General features: G+C 52.5%; 10 protein-coding genes. All 10 read right to left on the reverse strand.

All coding sequences use genetic code 11. The features are described 5' to 3' along the window. Positions 1-6: 6 nt before the first annotated feature. The 10 genes from R3I13_RS13065 to R3I13_RS13110 all read right to left on the reverse strand — a co-directional run bounded on the left by R3I13_RS13065 (position 7) and on the right by R3I13_RS13110 (position 16007). Positions 7-2085: a RagB/SusD family nutrient uptake outer membrane protein gene (locus R3I13_RS13065; protein WP_346318402.1), complete on the reverse strand. Its 2079-nt coding sequence runs from the start codon at positions 2083-2085 to the stop codon at positions 7-9. Positions 2086-2089: 4 nt separating this feature from the next. Beyond that, positions 2090-5464 (reverse strand): TonB-dependent receptor, encoded by a 3375-nt coding sequence (locus tag R3I13_RS13070; RefSeq protein ID WP_346318403.1) that lies wholly within the window; start codon positions 5462-5464, stop codon positions 2090-2092. A 52-nt stretch (positions 5465-5516) separates the two neighbouring features. Continuing rightward, on the reverse strand, positions 5517-6656 hold the full coding sequence (locus R3I13_RS13075) for a FecR domain-containing protein (RefSeq protein WP_346318404.1): 1140 nt from the start codon (positions 6654-6656) through the stop codon (positions 5517-5519). A 67-nt stretch (positions 6657-6723) separates the two neighbouring features. Then, a complete protein-coding gene (locus R3I13_RS13080; protein WP_346318405.1) occupies positions 6724-7305 on the reverse strand; it encodes an RNA polymerase sigma-70 factor in 582 nt (193 codons plus the stop codon). A gap of 248 nt (positions 7306-7553) precedes the next feature. Continuing rightward, positions 7554-8090 carry a hypothetical protein gene (locus tag R3I13_RS13085; RefSeq protein WP_346318406.1) on the reverse strand — a complete coding sequence of 179 codons (537 nt, stop codon included), beginning with the start codon at positions 8088-8090 and terminating at the stop codon, positions 7554-7556. A gap of 108 nt (positions 8091-8198) precedes the next feature. After that, positions 8199-9194 carry a DUF5007 domain-containing protein gene (locus R3I13_RS13090; RefSeq protein WP_346318407.1) on the reverse strand — a complete coding sequence of 332 codons (996 nt, stop codon included), beginning with the start codon at positions 9192-9194 and terminating at the stop codon, positions 8199-8201. 8 nt (positions 9195-9202) lie between these two features. Beyond that, the gene (locus tag R3I13_RS13095; RefSeq protein WP_346318408.1) at positions 9203-9886 is read right to left on the reverse strand and encodes a fasciclin domain-containing protein; all 684 of its coding nucleotides are present in this window, start codon (positions 9884-9886) and stop codon (positions 9203-9205) included. A 20-nt stretch (positions 9887-9906) separates the two neighbouring features. Beyond that, the gene (locus R3I13_RS13100) at positions 9907-11412 is read right to left on the reverse strand and encodes a RagB/SusD family nutrient uptake outer membrane protein (RefSeq protein WP_346318409.1); all 1506 of its coding nucleotides are present in this window, start codon (positions 11410-11412) and stop codon (positions 9907-9909) included. A 36-nt stretch (positions 11413-11448) separates the two neighbouring features. Next, positions 11449-14604: a SusC/RagA family TonB-linked outer membrane protein gene (locus R3I13_RS13105; protein WP_346318410.1), complete on the reverse strand. Its 3156-nt coding sequence runs from the start codon at positions 14602-14604 to the stop codon at positions 11449-11451. A gap of 923 nt (positions 14605-15527) precedes the next feature. After that, complete coding sequence (locus tag R3I13_RS13110; protein WP_346318411.1) at positions 15528-16007, reverse strand: hypothetical protein; 480 nt, start codon at positions 16005-16007, stop codon at positions 15528-15530. Positions 16008-16038: the final 31 nt, after the last annotated feature.

The following is a 16038-nucleotide window of genomic DNA, read 5'->3' on the forward strand; positions in this document are numbered from 1 at the left end:
TCAACATTAATAGCCTGGGTTCTGGATCAGGTTCTGGCTTTTGGATATCTCCGAGCCGGGAATTTCCTGGTAATACCACCTGTTGTCGAAGGTGTAGCGGGAGTTCCGTTCGTCGAACCGCGCGTCGAAGAAATATCTACCGGCCTGGGCTGCGTAAAAAGGCATCAGCGTGCGGTAGATGGTGCCGTTCTGCTCCCTGTCCAGCACACGCCATCTTTTGAGATCCCACCATACCTTGTTCTCGAATGCCAGTTCCTTCCGTCTTTCATTGCGCACGATGTTGATATTATTGAGTGCCGCGGCTGAAGCCAGCAGGCTGGCTCCTGCCCTTTCACGGACCTGGTTGATGAGCGTGAACGCGTCCTGCAGGTAGTTGCCCGCCTGCCCGGCTGCATATAGTTCGTACGCGGCTTCCGCGCGGTTGAGCAGCACTTCGGCATAACGCATTTCTATCCAGGTCTGGTCCGAACGGTTTTCCAGCACTTCCGCGGTGGGCCGCTCCGGGTCCAGGTATTTCCTTACGGAAAAGCCGGATACGGAGCAGGTGCCGTCTGCAGTAAACGTCCCGCTGCGGCCTGCCGGGTTCTTCTTCGTGCCGTTAGGCAGCGTGTAAGGCGTTTGCTGCGCGTTGGCGGAGGAAACGATGTTCGCGGAAGGATAAGGCGCGGTGGAGCCTGCAGGCAGCAAACGGCTGATACCGCCGGTTGCACTGCCCGTATAAATACCGCGGTAGATCTCGATGCTTTCGTTCTTGAAAATATCTCCCGGCACGATCACCGTGGCGCGCAGCCGGGGTTCCGCATTGGCAAAGAGATCGAGCGTGTTGGTATATAGCACGTATTTACCGGCATCGTCAAGCGTTTTGATGGTGCCGTCAGGATTTTTAGGTATGCCGTCGAAAAGTTCCACGAAGTTCAGCGTGGGATTCACTTCCGCGGAGTAACCGTTGCCGCCCATCAGCTGGCGCGGAACGTTGTAGGCATCGTACCCGTGAACGGTCTCGGGGTATTTGTATTCTTTTACCAGGATGTTTTCCGGGCTGGTAGCGTCGAAGAACAGGTTGATGTAATTCTCCATCTGCGCCTGTTTATCGCCGGCAGCCCAGCTTTTCCGGTACAGGGTATACTTGCCGTCCAGCAACGCCGCCGCGTCGTAAGCAGCCTTGAAATAAGCGTTGGCCTTTGTTGCCGGAATGCCGCAAAGACGGTTCTGGCTGCCGTCGAACAATTGTACCTGGTTGTATTTCGCGATGGAGCCTGCATACAGCATCGCCCGCGATTTGAAAGCAGCCGCCACGTATTTGTTGGCGCGGCCTGTTTCGCTGGATCCCTTCATGTTGGCGTATGCAAAATCCAGGTCTGCCGCGATGAAATCATACACATCTTCTTCGGAAGCCCGCGGGATGCGCAGTTCCTCGATGCTTTGGTCAGGATAGCTCAGCACTTTGTCTACGATCGGCACGCCGCCGTATCTTTTCACCAGGGCCATATAGGTGAAAGCGCGGATGAAGCGGGCCTCTCCCAGCCAGTGGTTCACATCAGCTTCCTGGAAATTCTTTGCGTAGGAAGGCAGTGTTTCCAGGAAATAATTCGCTTCGCGGATCAGCGGGTACGCACGCTCCCAGAAATTGAACTGCTCTGCGGTAGCGCCGTTCAGGTCGCGGCTCAAGGCCTCGCCGGTGTTGGCCGGCTGGGGATTGATGATCCAGAAGTGATTGGTGCCCCTGGTGGGCGAATAACGGAAATCTTCCATCGCCAGCTCGCTGTAGCAGCGCGCCATGTAGATCCTGATGCCGCCTTCGGTGGCAAATACGTCTTTGTCCTGGATCACGTTCATGGGCGGTATATCCAGGTCTGTGCAGGCAACCTGGCCGATGATGCATATGATGGAAAGCAGGAATATCTTCAGTTTCATCCGTATATTCCTGTTTTCAGCAACCGGATGGAACTCCGCATATACATTCCCTTGTGTGGTATGATCTGTCATGCTTCGTTTCATCCGTATATTTTTTCTCTTTTCAATGGCCGGATGGAACTCCGCATATATATTCCCATGTGTGGTATGATCTTTCATGCTTCGTTTCATAAGATTAAAATTTAACGTTCAGGCCTACGGAAAAAGTCTTGTTGAGCGGATACAGGTAGCTATACAAGGTCGCAGGATGCTCCGGGTCCACGTACCTGATATCTGTAATGGTGATGAGGTTGTAACCATTCACAAACGCTCTTACGCCACCCAGCCCGATCCTCTCGGCCAGCCTGGCAGGCAGCGAATACCCGATCTCTGCGCTCTTCAGGCGTACATACGCCGCATTCTGCACGTTGAAGCCGGAGTTCTCATCAGGCACCGTGCCGGTGTAGCCGTATTTCCCGGGTATCCATTGAATATTCGGATCGTAGGGGTCTGCTGTGGGATCGGCGGGATGCCACCTGTCCAGGAACAGCGCCAGACCGCTGCCGCCCCCCCAGAGGGATTCGCGCAGCTGTTCGTTGTAGCCCACGTTCACCAGGCTGGCGCCCTGGATGAGGAGATTGAGGTCCAGCCCCTTCCAGGAACCGCCGAGCGAAACCCCGTAGTTTACCATCGGGATGCCGTTGTATGCGATGGGATGCACATCCAGGTCGCTGATCATGCCGTCCCCGTTCCAATCTTCGTAAGCATAATCGCCGGGAAGCGTACCTCTTCCTGTGTAGGTCTTGCTGTTCAGGATGTCTTGCCAGGAATTGAAACGCCCTCCCGCGCCGAGGCCCCAGCGGGCGTTGTTGAAGCGGTTGTTGGAATTCTGCCGCCAGTTTTCGTAAGAGTTGCCCGCAGCGGAACGCTCTACGTACCTGTTACGGGTACGGGTATACGAATAGATGGCTTTGGCGTAATATTCAAAGTCGCCGATCTTATTCCCATGGTTGACCTCTATTTCTATCCCCTGCGAACGGTTGCTGTTGAGGTTTTCCTGCGGAAGGTTCGCCCCTACCACGCCCGGCAGGCTTTGCGAGCGGGTGGTGAGCAGACCGGTGCCGTTGCGGCGGAAGACGTCCACCACAACCCCCAGCTTGCCGCGCCATGCGTCTATGTCTATGCCTATATTCGCGGTCTTGGCCACGAACCAGGTGATGAAAGGATTGGGAATGCCTTTGCTTTGAAGGCCGTTGATGAATTCCCCGTCGAACATATGCCCGGGCGGCAGCTCGTTATTGTTGCCGGAAGCGGGATAAGTATAACCGGTGATGAACTGGTAAGCGATCGCCCCATCGTCGCCCAGCTCGCCGTAAGACGCGCGGATCTTCAGGTTGCTGATCATCTTCAGCGCGTTGCTCCCTTTAAAGAAACCTTCTTCCGATATCCTCCAGCCTATGGATGCGCCGGGGAAGAAACCAAAGCGTTTGTTTTCCGGGAACTTGGACGAGCCGTCTCTCCTGAAACTCGCTTCCAGCAGGTACTTCGATTTGTAAGCGTAATTCAGCCTGCCCACCAGCGCGCGGTTGGCGTTGCGGTAAAGGTCGTTCAGCGAAGCGGACATGTTGCCCTGCTGGTTGGTGCTGTTGCCCGCCATCAGCTGGTCTACGGCCAGGGAAAGCTCGCGCAGCGCGTAGAAGTTATCGCCGGAGCGCACGCTGTTCTCGTACAACAGCAGCGCGCTCACATCATGCACAGAATTGAATTTCCGGTCGTAGGCGGCAGACAGCTGGAAGAGCGTGTTAGGCCGTTCAAAATACTCCCGCCGCAGGCTGGAAGGCGCCTGCTGCGCCCTGGGCGTATAGGTGTCTGAAGCGGCGTCGTAGGTGTATTGATTGTATTGCTGTTGGTATATTTTGTTGGTGAGACTGTTATAATCGTAACTGTATACGCCCTTAAACTTCAGCCCGCTGAGGAACGGCGCCTGGTAGGTGGCGGATACGGACGACTGGAACCAGCGTTTCATGAAGACCTTGTAACCTGAAATATTTTTGTCGGACATGGCGATGGGATTGGTGCCATCCACGGGCGTATGCGCGAGGTAATCCGGGTTGTTGTTGGCATACACGGGCTCCAGCGGGTTCTGGCGCCAGAAGGAACGGATGATCCACCAGGCGTCCTGGTAGGGCTGGTTCTTCTGGTCGAAGATGCCGCTTACGTTGAGGTCCAGGGTGATGTCGCGGGTTACTTTGCCGGTGATGTTAGCGCGTACGTTGTAGCGGCTGTAATTCAGGTCGTTGCTGCGGAGGAAGCCCTGCTGCGTCATATAGCCAAGGCTTACATAGTAGCTGATGTCCTCGCTTCCGCCGGACGCGTTAAGGTTGTGCTGCATCTGCGACGCCGTGCCTTTGATGGAAGGCGTATACCAGTCGGTGCTTTGTTTGGTGCCGTTGCGGTAAGGCTCGAAATCGGCGTCGGTGTATGCCAGGCGGCCGCCGTTCACGTTGTGCATGTTCTTCTCGTTCACCAGGGTCATATAACCGATGGCGTCCAGGGAGCGGGGCAGGCCGGAAGGCGATTGCAGGGTGTAGGAACCGTTGTAGGTAAGCTGCCGCCCGATCTTTCCGCGTTTGGTGGTGACCAGCACTACGCCGTTGGCCGCGCGCACGCCGTACACTGCCGCGGATGCGTCTTTCAGCACGGAAATGCTCTCGATATCGTTAGGATCCAGGCGCTCGATGTTATCCCTCGGGATGCCGTCTATGACCATCAGCGGCGCGCCCAGCCCGCGGATGTCGAAGTTATTGTCGAAAGAACCCGGTTCCGCGCTGTTCTGTACAATGCGCAGGCCGGGCACTTTACCGGTGAGCATGTTCAGCACGCTTTCGTTTTTGGTGGTATTGATCTCTTTGCTGGTAACGGAGGCTACCGAGCCGGTAAGCGTGGCTTTTTTCTGCACGCCATAACCCACTACCACTAACGTGGTGAGCGCTTTATTTTCCACCACGAGCTTCACATTGATGGTGGCTCGTTTCTGGATGGCCACTTCCTGGGCTACAAAGCCGATGAAGGAATATACAAGCGTTTCGGTCCCTTCGGGTACAGACAGCACATAGCTGCCGTCCTCGCCGGTGACCGTGCCTTTGGAAGTGCCTTTCACCGCGATGTTCACACCGGGAAGCGGCTCATTGGCCTCTCCCGTTACTTTTCCTTTAACTGTAAAAGCCCTTTGCACAGGGCTGCTCCGCGGTTTTACGACGATCGTATTTTCCCGGATCGTATAATCCAGCGGCTGGCCTGCAAAGCAGAGGTCCAGCACATCCTTTACCGTGGCTCTTTCCACGGAAATGCTCACGGGCTTTGCGCCGGCCAGCTGGGCATCGTTGTACAGCAGCTTGTAGCCGCTTTGTCTTTTTAATTCTTTCAGCACATCTTCAACCGGGGTGTCTCTGACCCTGAGCGTGATCTGTTGTGCAAATGCCGATGCCTGCACCTGCATGAATGCGATAATGCATAACAGGAAAGTCAACTTTCCGTAGACCAGGAATTTCATTGTGTGGAACCGTTGCATGGCAAACAATTTTGGCTGTTATGGTTTTTAATATGGCATAAATAGGGGGAAATCAGCGGCGCACCCTGATGGTGGCGCCCTGCAGTTCGAATCGTACGCTTTCCGTCATTTCCAGCATCTCCAGCACGTCAGACACGTTGCCGTACCGCGATACGGTACCGGAAAAGGTAACGCCCTGCATTGCATCAGCATACGCAGGTTTTACGTCGTACCAGCGCGCCAGCTTGCGCATGATGCTGTGTATATCCTCGTTGTCGAAAATGAAAAGCCCGTTTTTCCAGGCCACCGCTTCTTCCACGTTGGCGGGCCCTGTAGTGATGGTGTTGCCTACCAGCGCCTGCATGCCGGGCCTGAGCAGTTGCCGGCCGGAAGGATTGCTGACGGCCACGCTGCCTTCCAGGAGGGTCACTTTGCTCTTTGTTTCATCAGGATAGGCCATGATGTTGAAATGCGTGCCCAATACCTCTACAGCGTTGCCGTTGAACAGAACTTTGAAAGGCATGGCCTTGTTCTTCGCCACTTCAAAATAAGCCTCGCCGGTAATTTCAACAGACCGTTCGCCGCCGGTGAAGGAAGAGGGGAATTTCAGCGACGAGGCGGCATTCAGCCAGATGGCGGTGCCATCGGAGAGGGTGATCCTGAATTGCCCGCCCACGGGGGTGGACAAAGTATGCATTTGTATCTCTTCGCCCGTTCCGCCCATATTGTAGGCCAGGCTTCCGCTGTCGAGCTTCACGGCCTGTATGCCTCCCTGGCTGAAAAGCGTGCCGTTGGCCGCACTGTCCAGCACAATGCGCTGGCCGTTGCCAAGCATGAGCACGGCACGGTTACCGCCCGGTGAACCGTCTTGCTTGTTAACGGCAATAGAAGCAGCGGGAGGCGCGGAAGGAGAAGGTTTTACCATCCACCAGCCCAATGCAATGGCGAGCACAATGGCGGCGGCGGCGGCAGTAAGCCTGAGAGTACGGATGCGTGCAGACCGTTTCCAGCCGATGCGTTGCTCGATAGCGCCCAGCAATTGTTTCTCATGCACATCGCGGCTTTCGGCTATACCCGCAGGCACTTCCAGCTGTTGACCATCGTCATGGGCCAGCCATCCGGCCAGTTCGGCCGCTTCATCAGGGGAGATCGTGCCCAGCAATTGTTTTCGGGCGAGCTCACGGTAGCGCTCATTCGTGGAATGGTCTTGCATCAGCAAAGGATTTCTGATACAAGGTCAATTGAAAAGAGGTTTTCCCTGAACGGGGGAGAAAAAAATTTTAGAAGAACATCATCCACATCCTGGAAATGAGCTGGCCCAGGCCGTTGCGGAGTATCTTAAGCGCGCGGCTGATATGGGTTTCCACTGTTTTTTCGGAGACGTTCATATGTTGGGCAATTTCCCGCTGGCTGTACCCTTCCCCGCGGAGCCGGTAAGCCAGGCGGCATTTTTCCGGGAGGCCGGCTACGATTTTCTCCAGCCATTCCCGCAGGTCTTCGAACCCTAACCATTCTTCCGTGGATCTGTCTGCAGGCGACAGGCTGCGGGCGGCATCGCGGAGATAAGTTTCAGCTTTCTGCTGCCTGGCCAGGAAATTCAGGATGCGGTACCGCACCGCCACAACGAGGTATCCTGCCAGCTGCTGCCTCACTTCCAGCGTTTCGCGGCGCTGCCAGAGGTCTACAAACACATCTTGTACAATACTTTCAGCTTCGGAAAAGTCATCCAGCTTTTTCCCCGCGATGTAAAGCAATTTATCCCAATACCTTTTATATATCTCACGGAAAGCCTGGTGATCCCCGGTTTGCAGAAGGAGCAACAATTCTTCATCATGGTGGAATTGATAATTGGCGGTCCCCATCAACGTAGATATTAAATTTTGGTCAATTTAACTGGAGCCTTGGAACTTTATCTTATGCAAACATACTGCTAAATCGTTAATGCAAGGGGTTAAAATTTTTTTACGGTTGCCGTTGACAAGTATATGACTCAACAAAAAATGGGAACAAACCAGTTTTTTTTCACTGCTTGTTCCCATCTGTATGGGTTAAGTACAAGGTAGTCTTTTATAATTATTGTCGCTTTTAGACCAGCATTTTGTTCAATACCCTACAGTTTTACGATCGCACTGATAGTAATGCCGGTGAAACAATCGTCTGTACAGCCGCGCGGCACGTACCCGCAGTTGGAAAGCATGCCATTGTTCCCGGCTTCGAAATAAGTGTCGGTATCGTTCCTTTTCAACAGCCAGTCCGTCTTTGCTTTCTGATATACTTCATCCAGGGTGAAAAGGGTAAAACCGCTTTGATGGGAACGGAGGCTGGCTTCGTCCTCGGTCCATTGTTCAAGGATCACTTCCTCGTTGGTGGTGTAATTAACCACACGTTTGGACACATATGAACGCTCAATTGCTTTGCCATCCTTTACTTTAATGGTAGTTTCCGTGCCGGACCTCCCCCATGCCCATGAGGCAGTGACCACCGTGAAGCTGTAAGAGTTGCCCGAAGATGCCTTAAAATCGTCGAAGGCCCTGTAGCTGTTCGTAAATTCTTTGTAATAGGCGATATCGTCATCCTTGCTCTTTTTGCAGGAAACAAACAAAAGCCCGGCCAGGATCAGGAAAAAGGGATAGAGATATAACTTCATGCGGAATTATTTCCACTAAAACGGGGCTGAACCTGCAAATGTTACAACCGGCCGGGAACAAAAACGCCCGGCAGCAGGGCCGGGCGTTTGGTGTTTTTTTCGTTATCGTTAAGGTTTTCTCGTCACTTTCTGCAGCTTCACGGTTACCTCGTAAGTGCCTTTCACCAGCAAGCGGAACGCCCAGCGGGGGTTCACGTTGTAGGTTTCGCCGGGCTTGGGGTTTGTTACAACGCCCGGGTCTATCACTACTTTGCTGCTGGGGATGCGGTAATACATCAGGTAGCCGTAGCCCGGGTATTCCAGGATGGGGAACGGCGTAAGCTCGTAGTTACAGATCATCGTCGTATCGGTATATTGTACCGGGTTGAACTTGGCGTAGGTCTCGAACAGGGGCCTGTCGCCGCGTTTCATCAGTTCTCCCAGCTTCGGGTTGAAAGCTGTTCCGTGCTTATCCGTCACTTTCAGGCGAACCTGGTAACCATCGTCGGATATCTTTTTATAGGTCACGGTGGGAAGACCAATGTCACCGCTGGTATTGGTGCCGTCAATAAAGTAAGCGCAACCGCCGCCTTTGTCTTCAAACGGTTGATCCATCATGTCTATGATACCGATGTTCTTGAAGGTCTTGGTACCGCTGCCATTGGTCACCTGGAGGTCGAAAGCGTATTTGCCGACCGGGATGCCCAGGGAGCCTTCATTAAGGATCAGCTGGCCTGATTTTTCCACGATCTCCAGGGCCGGCACGTTCTGTTTGGAACGTTTTTTATTCAGCAGGGCTACCGTGGTATCTTTGTTCACATCGAACAGGGCATTCCAGATATACACTTCATGCGACTCGCTGAAGACGTTGGTAGGCTTGCCCGTAGCAAGATCCCTCACTTCCAGCAGCTTTACGCTGATCGGGTAATTGGACCCGTCCAGCTCGAAAGCCTTCGGCTCGCTTTTATAATTCGTGCCCCTGGGCACGCGGAAAGTATCGTTCACGTAGCGGATCTGGTCGCTGATATAGCCGATGGGCACTTTTTCGCAGGACGACACGGAGAAGAACCCGGCTCCCAGCACCACCAGCATTGCGCAATTGAGAAAAGTGATATGTTTCTTCATAAAATAATCTATTTAGGTGCGGTTGCAAATGTGAAAGTATGCCCGTTGGTCAGTACATGTAATACACCGTTGGTGGTCAGGATGCCGGAGGTCTGGCACCGCATGCGCATGTCGCGCTGCTCTTCAGGAATGCTCCTGTTATCTTCAGGGTCCAGCGTGCCGACTACCTTGGTGAAGTAAATATACTTGGGAATATTGGTGAGCCCGCTTCCGCTATAATCCTGGGTCGGATCGTCCCAAAGGGTGATGTGGCGCTGTTCCCCGTCTTTAGACGTATAATATTTACCTACGTTATTCAACCCGGCTCTTTCTATTTTCTCCCCGAAAATATATGCCCGCAGGGAGTCTTTCAGTTGCGCGAAATTCAGCTCGCTGAACTCGAAAACCAGGTTCTCGTCGCCGGTTTCCAGGCGCTTGCGCTCCTGTACTATGTCTTTCACATACCGTTGGATCGCATAATCTGTAGGCGCGAAAAAGGTGGTGTTAGCGGCGTTCACTTCATCCTTCAGGCCGGTTTTATCTATCAGCAGCAGCAGCGTGTCAAATAGCGGGTTGGTCTTCAGGTATTCGTAAGTGGTGCCGTTGAATTGCGGGTTGTGCAGGCTGCCCCCGATGAAGTAATCGTCTTTTTTGCAGGATACAAAAGAGGCGATCAGCAAGGCGGCCATCAGCATTTTTATGGTGTGTTTCATAATGTCGTTTTTTGATCAGGTTAAAGCCTGCCGTTCCAGTAGGCGGTTTGTTTCATCAGCAAATTGTCTTTGAACAGCTTGCGCGGGATGGGCCAGTAATTGCGGCCATAGGTGGAGCTGCCGGGATGCATTGCTTCCTTGAACACCGGGTTGAAATACTCAGTGGCAATGTCCGTACGCATCAAGTCCCAGTAGAAATGCCCTTCCGCATACAGTTCACGGCCTCTTTCCCAAATCAGCTCGTAAAAGAAATCAACGCCGGTAAGCGCAGGGTCAACGTCGCCGATGCCTGCGCGGTTGCGGGTGATGTTCAGCAGTGTTCTCGCATCTCCTTCCTTCCCTGTTTTGTACAGCGCTTCAGCCCTGAGCAGGATGATGTCTGACAGGCGGAAGATGAGGATGTTGTTGGAATAACGCGGGTCTTTCGTTTCAGCGCTATTTTTATAGATCACGTTGGAATATTTCGTGAGCATGTAAATATCCGCCTGGCTGTCATAATAGAACCAATGTGAGGAACGTTTGTCGCCCGCTTCCCAGAAAAGGTTGCTCATGGTTCCCTGGTGCACTCTCCAGGGTACGCCGTCCTTGTTCTTGTCTATGATGCGGGTAGCCAGGAAAGGCGTCCAGAGTGTTTTCTCGCCAACTCCATTCCAGGAAGCTTCGTTCTGGTCATAGTTAATATTGATCTCGAAAATGGCCTCGGTAGATTTTCCGATGCTCATTTTAGCGTAGGAAGCGGAATCGGTGATGAAGGTGAGGCCGTAGCTGCCGGGGTTGGTTACCAGGTCGCGGGTCGCTTCTTCGCATTTCACGTAATCCTTCATCCAGGCGTGGATGTGGGCCTTTAAAGCCAGCGCGCTTGCTTTGGTTGCCCGCAGGCCGCGGTCGCTGATGGACAGAGGCGCCTGCGGCAGCATGGCCACGGCCTGATCCAGGTCTGCCAGGGCCTGTTTCAGCACAACGTCCTGTTTTTCCCTTCCATAGTTCTTCGCTTCGGAAACGTCTTCCACCGCTTCCAGCACCAGGGGCACATCTCCCCATACGCGGGAAATAAAGAAGTAGTTATAAGCGCGCAGGAAGTAGGATTCGCCCAGGTATTGGTTCTTCACATTCCGTTCGAAAGCCGCATCGGGGATCCCGGGGATCTTTTCGATGAGCAGGTTGGCCTGTGCAATGGCTTTATAGAACTTGGTCCAGTCCTGGAGGTTTTCGAGGTAACCGTAGTACACGCCATCGAAAGAACCGTCGCGGATCTGGTGGATGGAATAATCGGAGTTGTAGGTGATCTCGAAGGTATTAGCGGGCACGTCGCCATACACGTAATACCTGTTCTCATCCGTCAATGCGTCGCGCAGGAGGGAGTAACCGCCCAGGAGGCCCGCCAGCGCGTCTTTGTCTGTTTTCCAGAACTTGTTGCTGGAGGGAACATTTTTGCTTTCCAGCTCCAGTATTTTTTTACAGGAACTGCCTGCAAACAAAAAACCAATGGTTAAAAGCGCCGGCAGTATATATTGGATTCGTTTCATTTCTTTCAGTTTAGATGTTACAATAATTCACGGTCATCAGAAGCCGAAGTCCAGGCCGAAGGTGAACTTTTTAGGAATGGGGTACCCGTCGCCGTCGTACACACCATAAGCGTTCACCGCTTCTGCATCGGGAATGTTGCTCTTCTGGAAAGTGTGCAGGTTGTCTATCACACCATACAGGCGGAGGCGCTTCACTTTCAATCTCCTGAGGATGTCGTTGTTGAAATTGTATCCCAGCGTAATGGTCTTGATACGGAGATAACTGCCGTCTTCAATGTACATCGTACTCTTATCCAGGAAACGGTAGGGAGAACGCTGTGATCTTACGAGGGAGAAAGTGGGAAGGTCTGCAATGTCGCCCTGTTTTTTCCAGAAGTTCAGCTTGTTGATGTCCATGATAGCGCGTTTGGCAAGATTGATCTCACCGCCGTCGCCGGTGCCTTCAAACAGGTATTCGTAGCGGCGGTTATTGTAGCTGTTCAGGATATCGCGGCCGAAAGTATAGTTCAGGAATATGCCGAATGAAAATCCTTTCCAGGTGAAGTTGTTGAGGATACCGCCGAAATATTTGGGATTGGGGTCGCCACCCACGATCTGGTCCATCGGCTCTTTCAGGTCAAAGTTGCCGTCCTGGTCCACGAGGATCGGGTCGCCTCCGAAATAATCCCAGCCTACGAAGTTCTTCATCGGCTGACCGGTGAGAAAGTTATAAGGCACGTCTTCATTGCGGGCATAGATACCTTTGTATTCGAATACATAGAACTGGTTGGCCGGGAGCCCTACAGAGAGCAGGTAATCAGAACCGTAAATGCCGGTATTATAGTTAAAAACGATGCTGCGGCCGCCGTTCGGCAGCGCGGTGATCACATTCTGGTTATAGGAGAAGGTAATGTCTGTATACCATTGCAGCGCGCTCTTCGGGTCGAGGTTGCGGGTGTTGATGGTCACCTCTATGCCCGCGTTACGCACACCGATGGCGTTTGTTTGCGCCTGCGTATAACCGCTGGCATTAGGCAGCAGGTATTGGAAGAAGCCTTTGGTGGTTTCACGTTTGTAAGCGTCTACCACGAAGCGGACCCTGTCTTTGAACAACCCGGCTTCCAAACCGATATTGCCCATTTTGGATTCTTCCCAGGAAAGATCCTTCTGCGCGATCCCGTCCAGGTAGTTGGGCGTGATCACGGAAGTGCCGTTGTAAGAAGTAACTCCGCCATTGTCGGCAAAACCGGCCCTGTTCACCACATAGTTGTTATAGCCCAGGTAGTTCCTCTCGGGCTGGTTACCGACAATACCGTAACTGCCGCGGATCTTCAGGAAATTCAGCCAGCTGATGGTGTTTTGTATAGCCGGCTCGTCAGACACGATCCAGCCGGCGGAAACAGAGGGGAATTTACCCCAGCGGTTATCCTTACCGAATTTGGACGAGGCATCGCCTGTGATGGATGCAGACAATAAGTAACGTTCCTTAAAGTCATAGTTCATACGCAGGAAAAGGCTTTGCAGGCCGGTCTCATCTACAGACGAGGCGGTGTTCGAGAATTGTTTGTTGGCCACATTCACCGTCCAGGCATAATCGTTGGGCACAAGGTCTGCATCTCCGTAGTTCCAGGCCCATTTAGTGTATTCTGTATTCTGGCCGGCAATGAAGTTGAAGTTGTGCTCGCGGAAAGCCTTGGTATATTCGAGAGTAGTGTAAAGCGAGGCTATCTCTGTTTTATCGCTGTAGAAATATGCATATCCCATTTTATTGTCCCTCACAACTGACGGCTGGTAGTAGTCGCGGTTGGAGCTCCTGTTCTCATAGTTCGCCGTTGCGTTCAGGGTAAGGCCTTTCGTTACATTGGCGGTAAAAACGGTGGTGAACAGTACGTTATTGTTGATGTTCTTATCCAGCCGGTTATCGTTGCCTAACAGGTAATCTTTTGTATTGTCCGTGAGCGCATAGAACGAAGACGGCAGGCTGTAGGAATCGAAGGCGAAGAAGCTGCCGGTACGTTCGTTGATGCTGCGGGGCCTGTCTGTACGGGTGAGGCGGAAGCGCGTCATATTGTTCAGCCAGGGCGTCAGCTGCGAGCCGACGCTGCCCAGCATGGAATAACGTTTGAAACCGGTATTTTTCACGATCCCCTCTTCGCGGTAATGCCCGAGGCTGAGACGGTAATTGATCGCATCGGTAGCGCCGGACATAGACAGGTCGTAGTTGTTGATCTTCCCGTTCTGGTAAAAATAGCTCTGCCAGTCGGTCGCGTTGTTAAAGTCGGGGTTGAGGCTGTCCGTCAGCATCATCGGCAGGGTCTCATCGTCGATGTAGCCGTTGTAAAGGTCCAGCACGCCCAGCTTCATCCTGCGTTCTTCGGCACCGGCCACTACTTCCGTCAGCTTGGGTTTCATAGAGAGCCCCATGTAGGTGCTGAAGTTGAACATCGGTTTACCTTTTGCGGCACGTTTGGTCTTTATGATGATGATGCCGTTGGAGCCGCGGGAACCGTAGATGGCGGCGGCAGAGGCGTCTTTGAGGATGTCCAGTGATTCGATGTCGTTGGGGTTGATGCCCGCGATGGCGTTGGTACCGGTGCCGGAGGCGTCTATGCCGCCGAATTCCGTCACGGAGGTGGGCACCCCGTCTATCACGTAAAGCGGGGAACTGAGCGCGCGTGCTTCGTCGTAGCCGCGCAATACGGAAGAGTTACCGCGTACGATCACGGTGTTGCGAATGCCCGGCTCACCGGAAAAGTTCTGCACGTTCACACCAGATACGCGGCCCTGCAGCATCATGTCCACGCTGGGCGCAGGCAGGTTGGCGATGGTTTCGCCTTTCACGGTAGCGATGGAAGCAGTGGTCTTGCGGCGGGAAACTTCCTGGTAGCCGATCACCACCACGTCGCCGAGCATTTTGGAATTCACTTCCAGCACCACGTTCACGTTGGTTCTGCCGGAAACGCTTACCTCTTTGGTGTTATAGCCGATGATGGAAAATACGAGGATCTTTGAATTGCCTTTTACGGTAAGCGAGAAGTTGCCGTTTGCATCGGAAACAGTGCCGGTGTTCTTCAGGTCTTTGTCTGTGATCGTAACGCCCGGCAACGGGGTACCGGTGCTGTCTTTCACAGTACCCGTAACCTTCTGCTCCTGGGCAAGCCCGTGCAGGGATAGCAGGAGCAGGAACATCAGGTAGAGAGTTCTTTTAAACATAATCTTGAATTTTGGTTGTTTTACGTTTTCAATACGAGTGCTGATCAATCTGGTCATATACAGTTAGCGTCAGGTCATGCTTTGTTTTTATGGTTAGGAATATATTGCGTAATACAGGGCAATAAACGGCCTGGCCGCTATGCGGGATAGCAGCGGGGGGGATCATGCCTGGTCATATCAGGAACCGGCAATGCGTTCAGATAATGGTAGTCTGGTAGTCTATGATGTCATAATGAAAATAATTTAGTGCATGGCGCGAGTAAAAGAGTAACGTTTCCATCTGTTCTGATACCTGATGCAAAATCGATTTAGTTATACGTCCTGATGGTTCGCGAAAAATTCCTCATGTACGCTGGCAACTGATAATAAAATTGGAAAACAGATTTTTAGTTTTTGATTCACTGTGCCGCATGGCCATCAATTTGGTTGATACTTGCCGCCGTAATTCACTGATCTCTCCGGGCAGCGCATTCATGATGATGGAATGCTTCTAATTTGATTTTGGTTTTAAACTATTCCCATTCATTCCCGTAAATCCTTTTTCCCGGGCTATTTCCCGGCCTTGTGCTTTTGGTTGCTCTAAGGGGCCTCTTTGCTCTCCTCCCCTTTTCATGTCCCGGTCCTCAGATTTTTTAAATGCTCATTTCAGGGCGTCTACATTTCCTGGTTCTAAACTATGCCCTTCTCTTTCAATAATAAAATTTGATGCTCCGATCTGACATAGTTGTGACTGATCCCGATTCGAGGATAAGATAAGACGATTTTGCGGTTAATTTTATATTTTCTTTAACAAAATATACCCTATTCTTTTCTAGCAAGGGCCATTTACGCAGATTCTTTCACACTACTGCTCATATTTTAACCCGGTCCCTTTGCGCGGCATGCGTGTTTTAATTTGTCATTGTTCGGTAAGCCGGATGCGTTTATTGCTTCAGCGTCAGCTCTACATAATAAACCCCGCCTTCGTACTTTCTCGTATATCTCCCGCTCACGCCCGCGTAACCCGCCGACCCGCCCGTAACGGGAAAATCATGATCGGGCGCTATCGTATCACCCGGCGTCATGCTGAACACGCCCGATGCCGTAACCGTTCCGCCAGGGAAAGAAAACACGGTGCTGGTGATGCAATTGTAGCGGTTGGTAGTGGTGTCCAGGTACATGCTGGACATTACATCCTGCCTCACAGCGGAATCTTTTTCGTGGTGACAGGTGGCAAGCGCCTGTTCAAAAAATCCTTTATAGAATCCCGCGGAGGTTTGCTGGCTGTTGTACAGGGTGTCAAACTGTTTCTGGATATCATGCTGGCCGTATGTGAGCTTCACCGTCCGGGGGCGCGGGGCGCAGGCTGCAAGGGCCAGGAGGGCAGCGGATAAAACCAATGCGGTGCAACGGAGGTTTTTCATAAGTACTCGTTTATACACTAAATATACGATA

This window comes from Chitinophaga sp. YIM B06452 (genome assembly GCF_039655965.1).
Lineage (GTDB): Bacteria > Bacteroidota > Bacteroidia > Chitinophagales > Chitinophagaceae > Chitinophaga.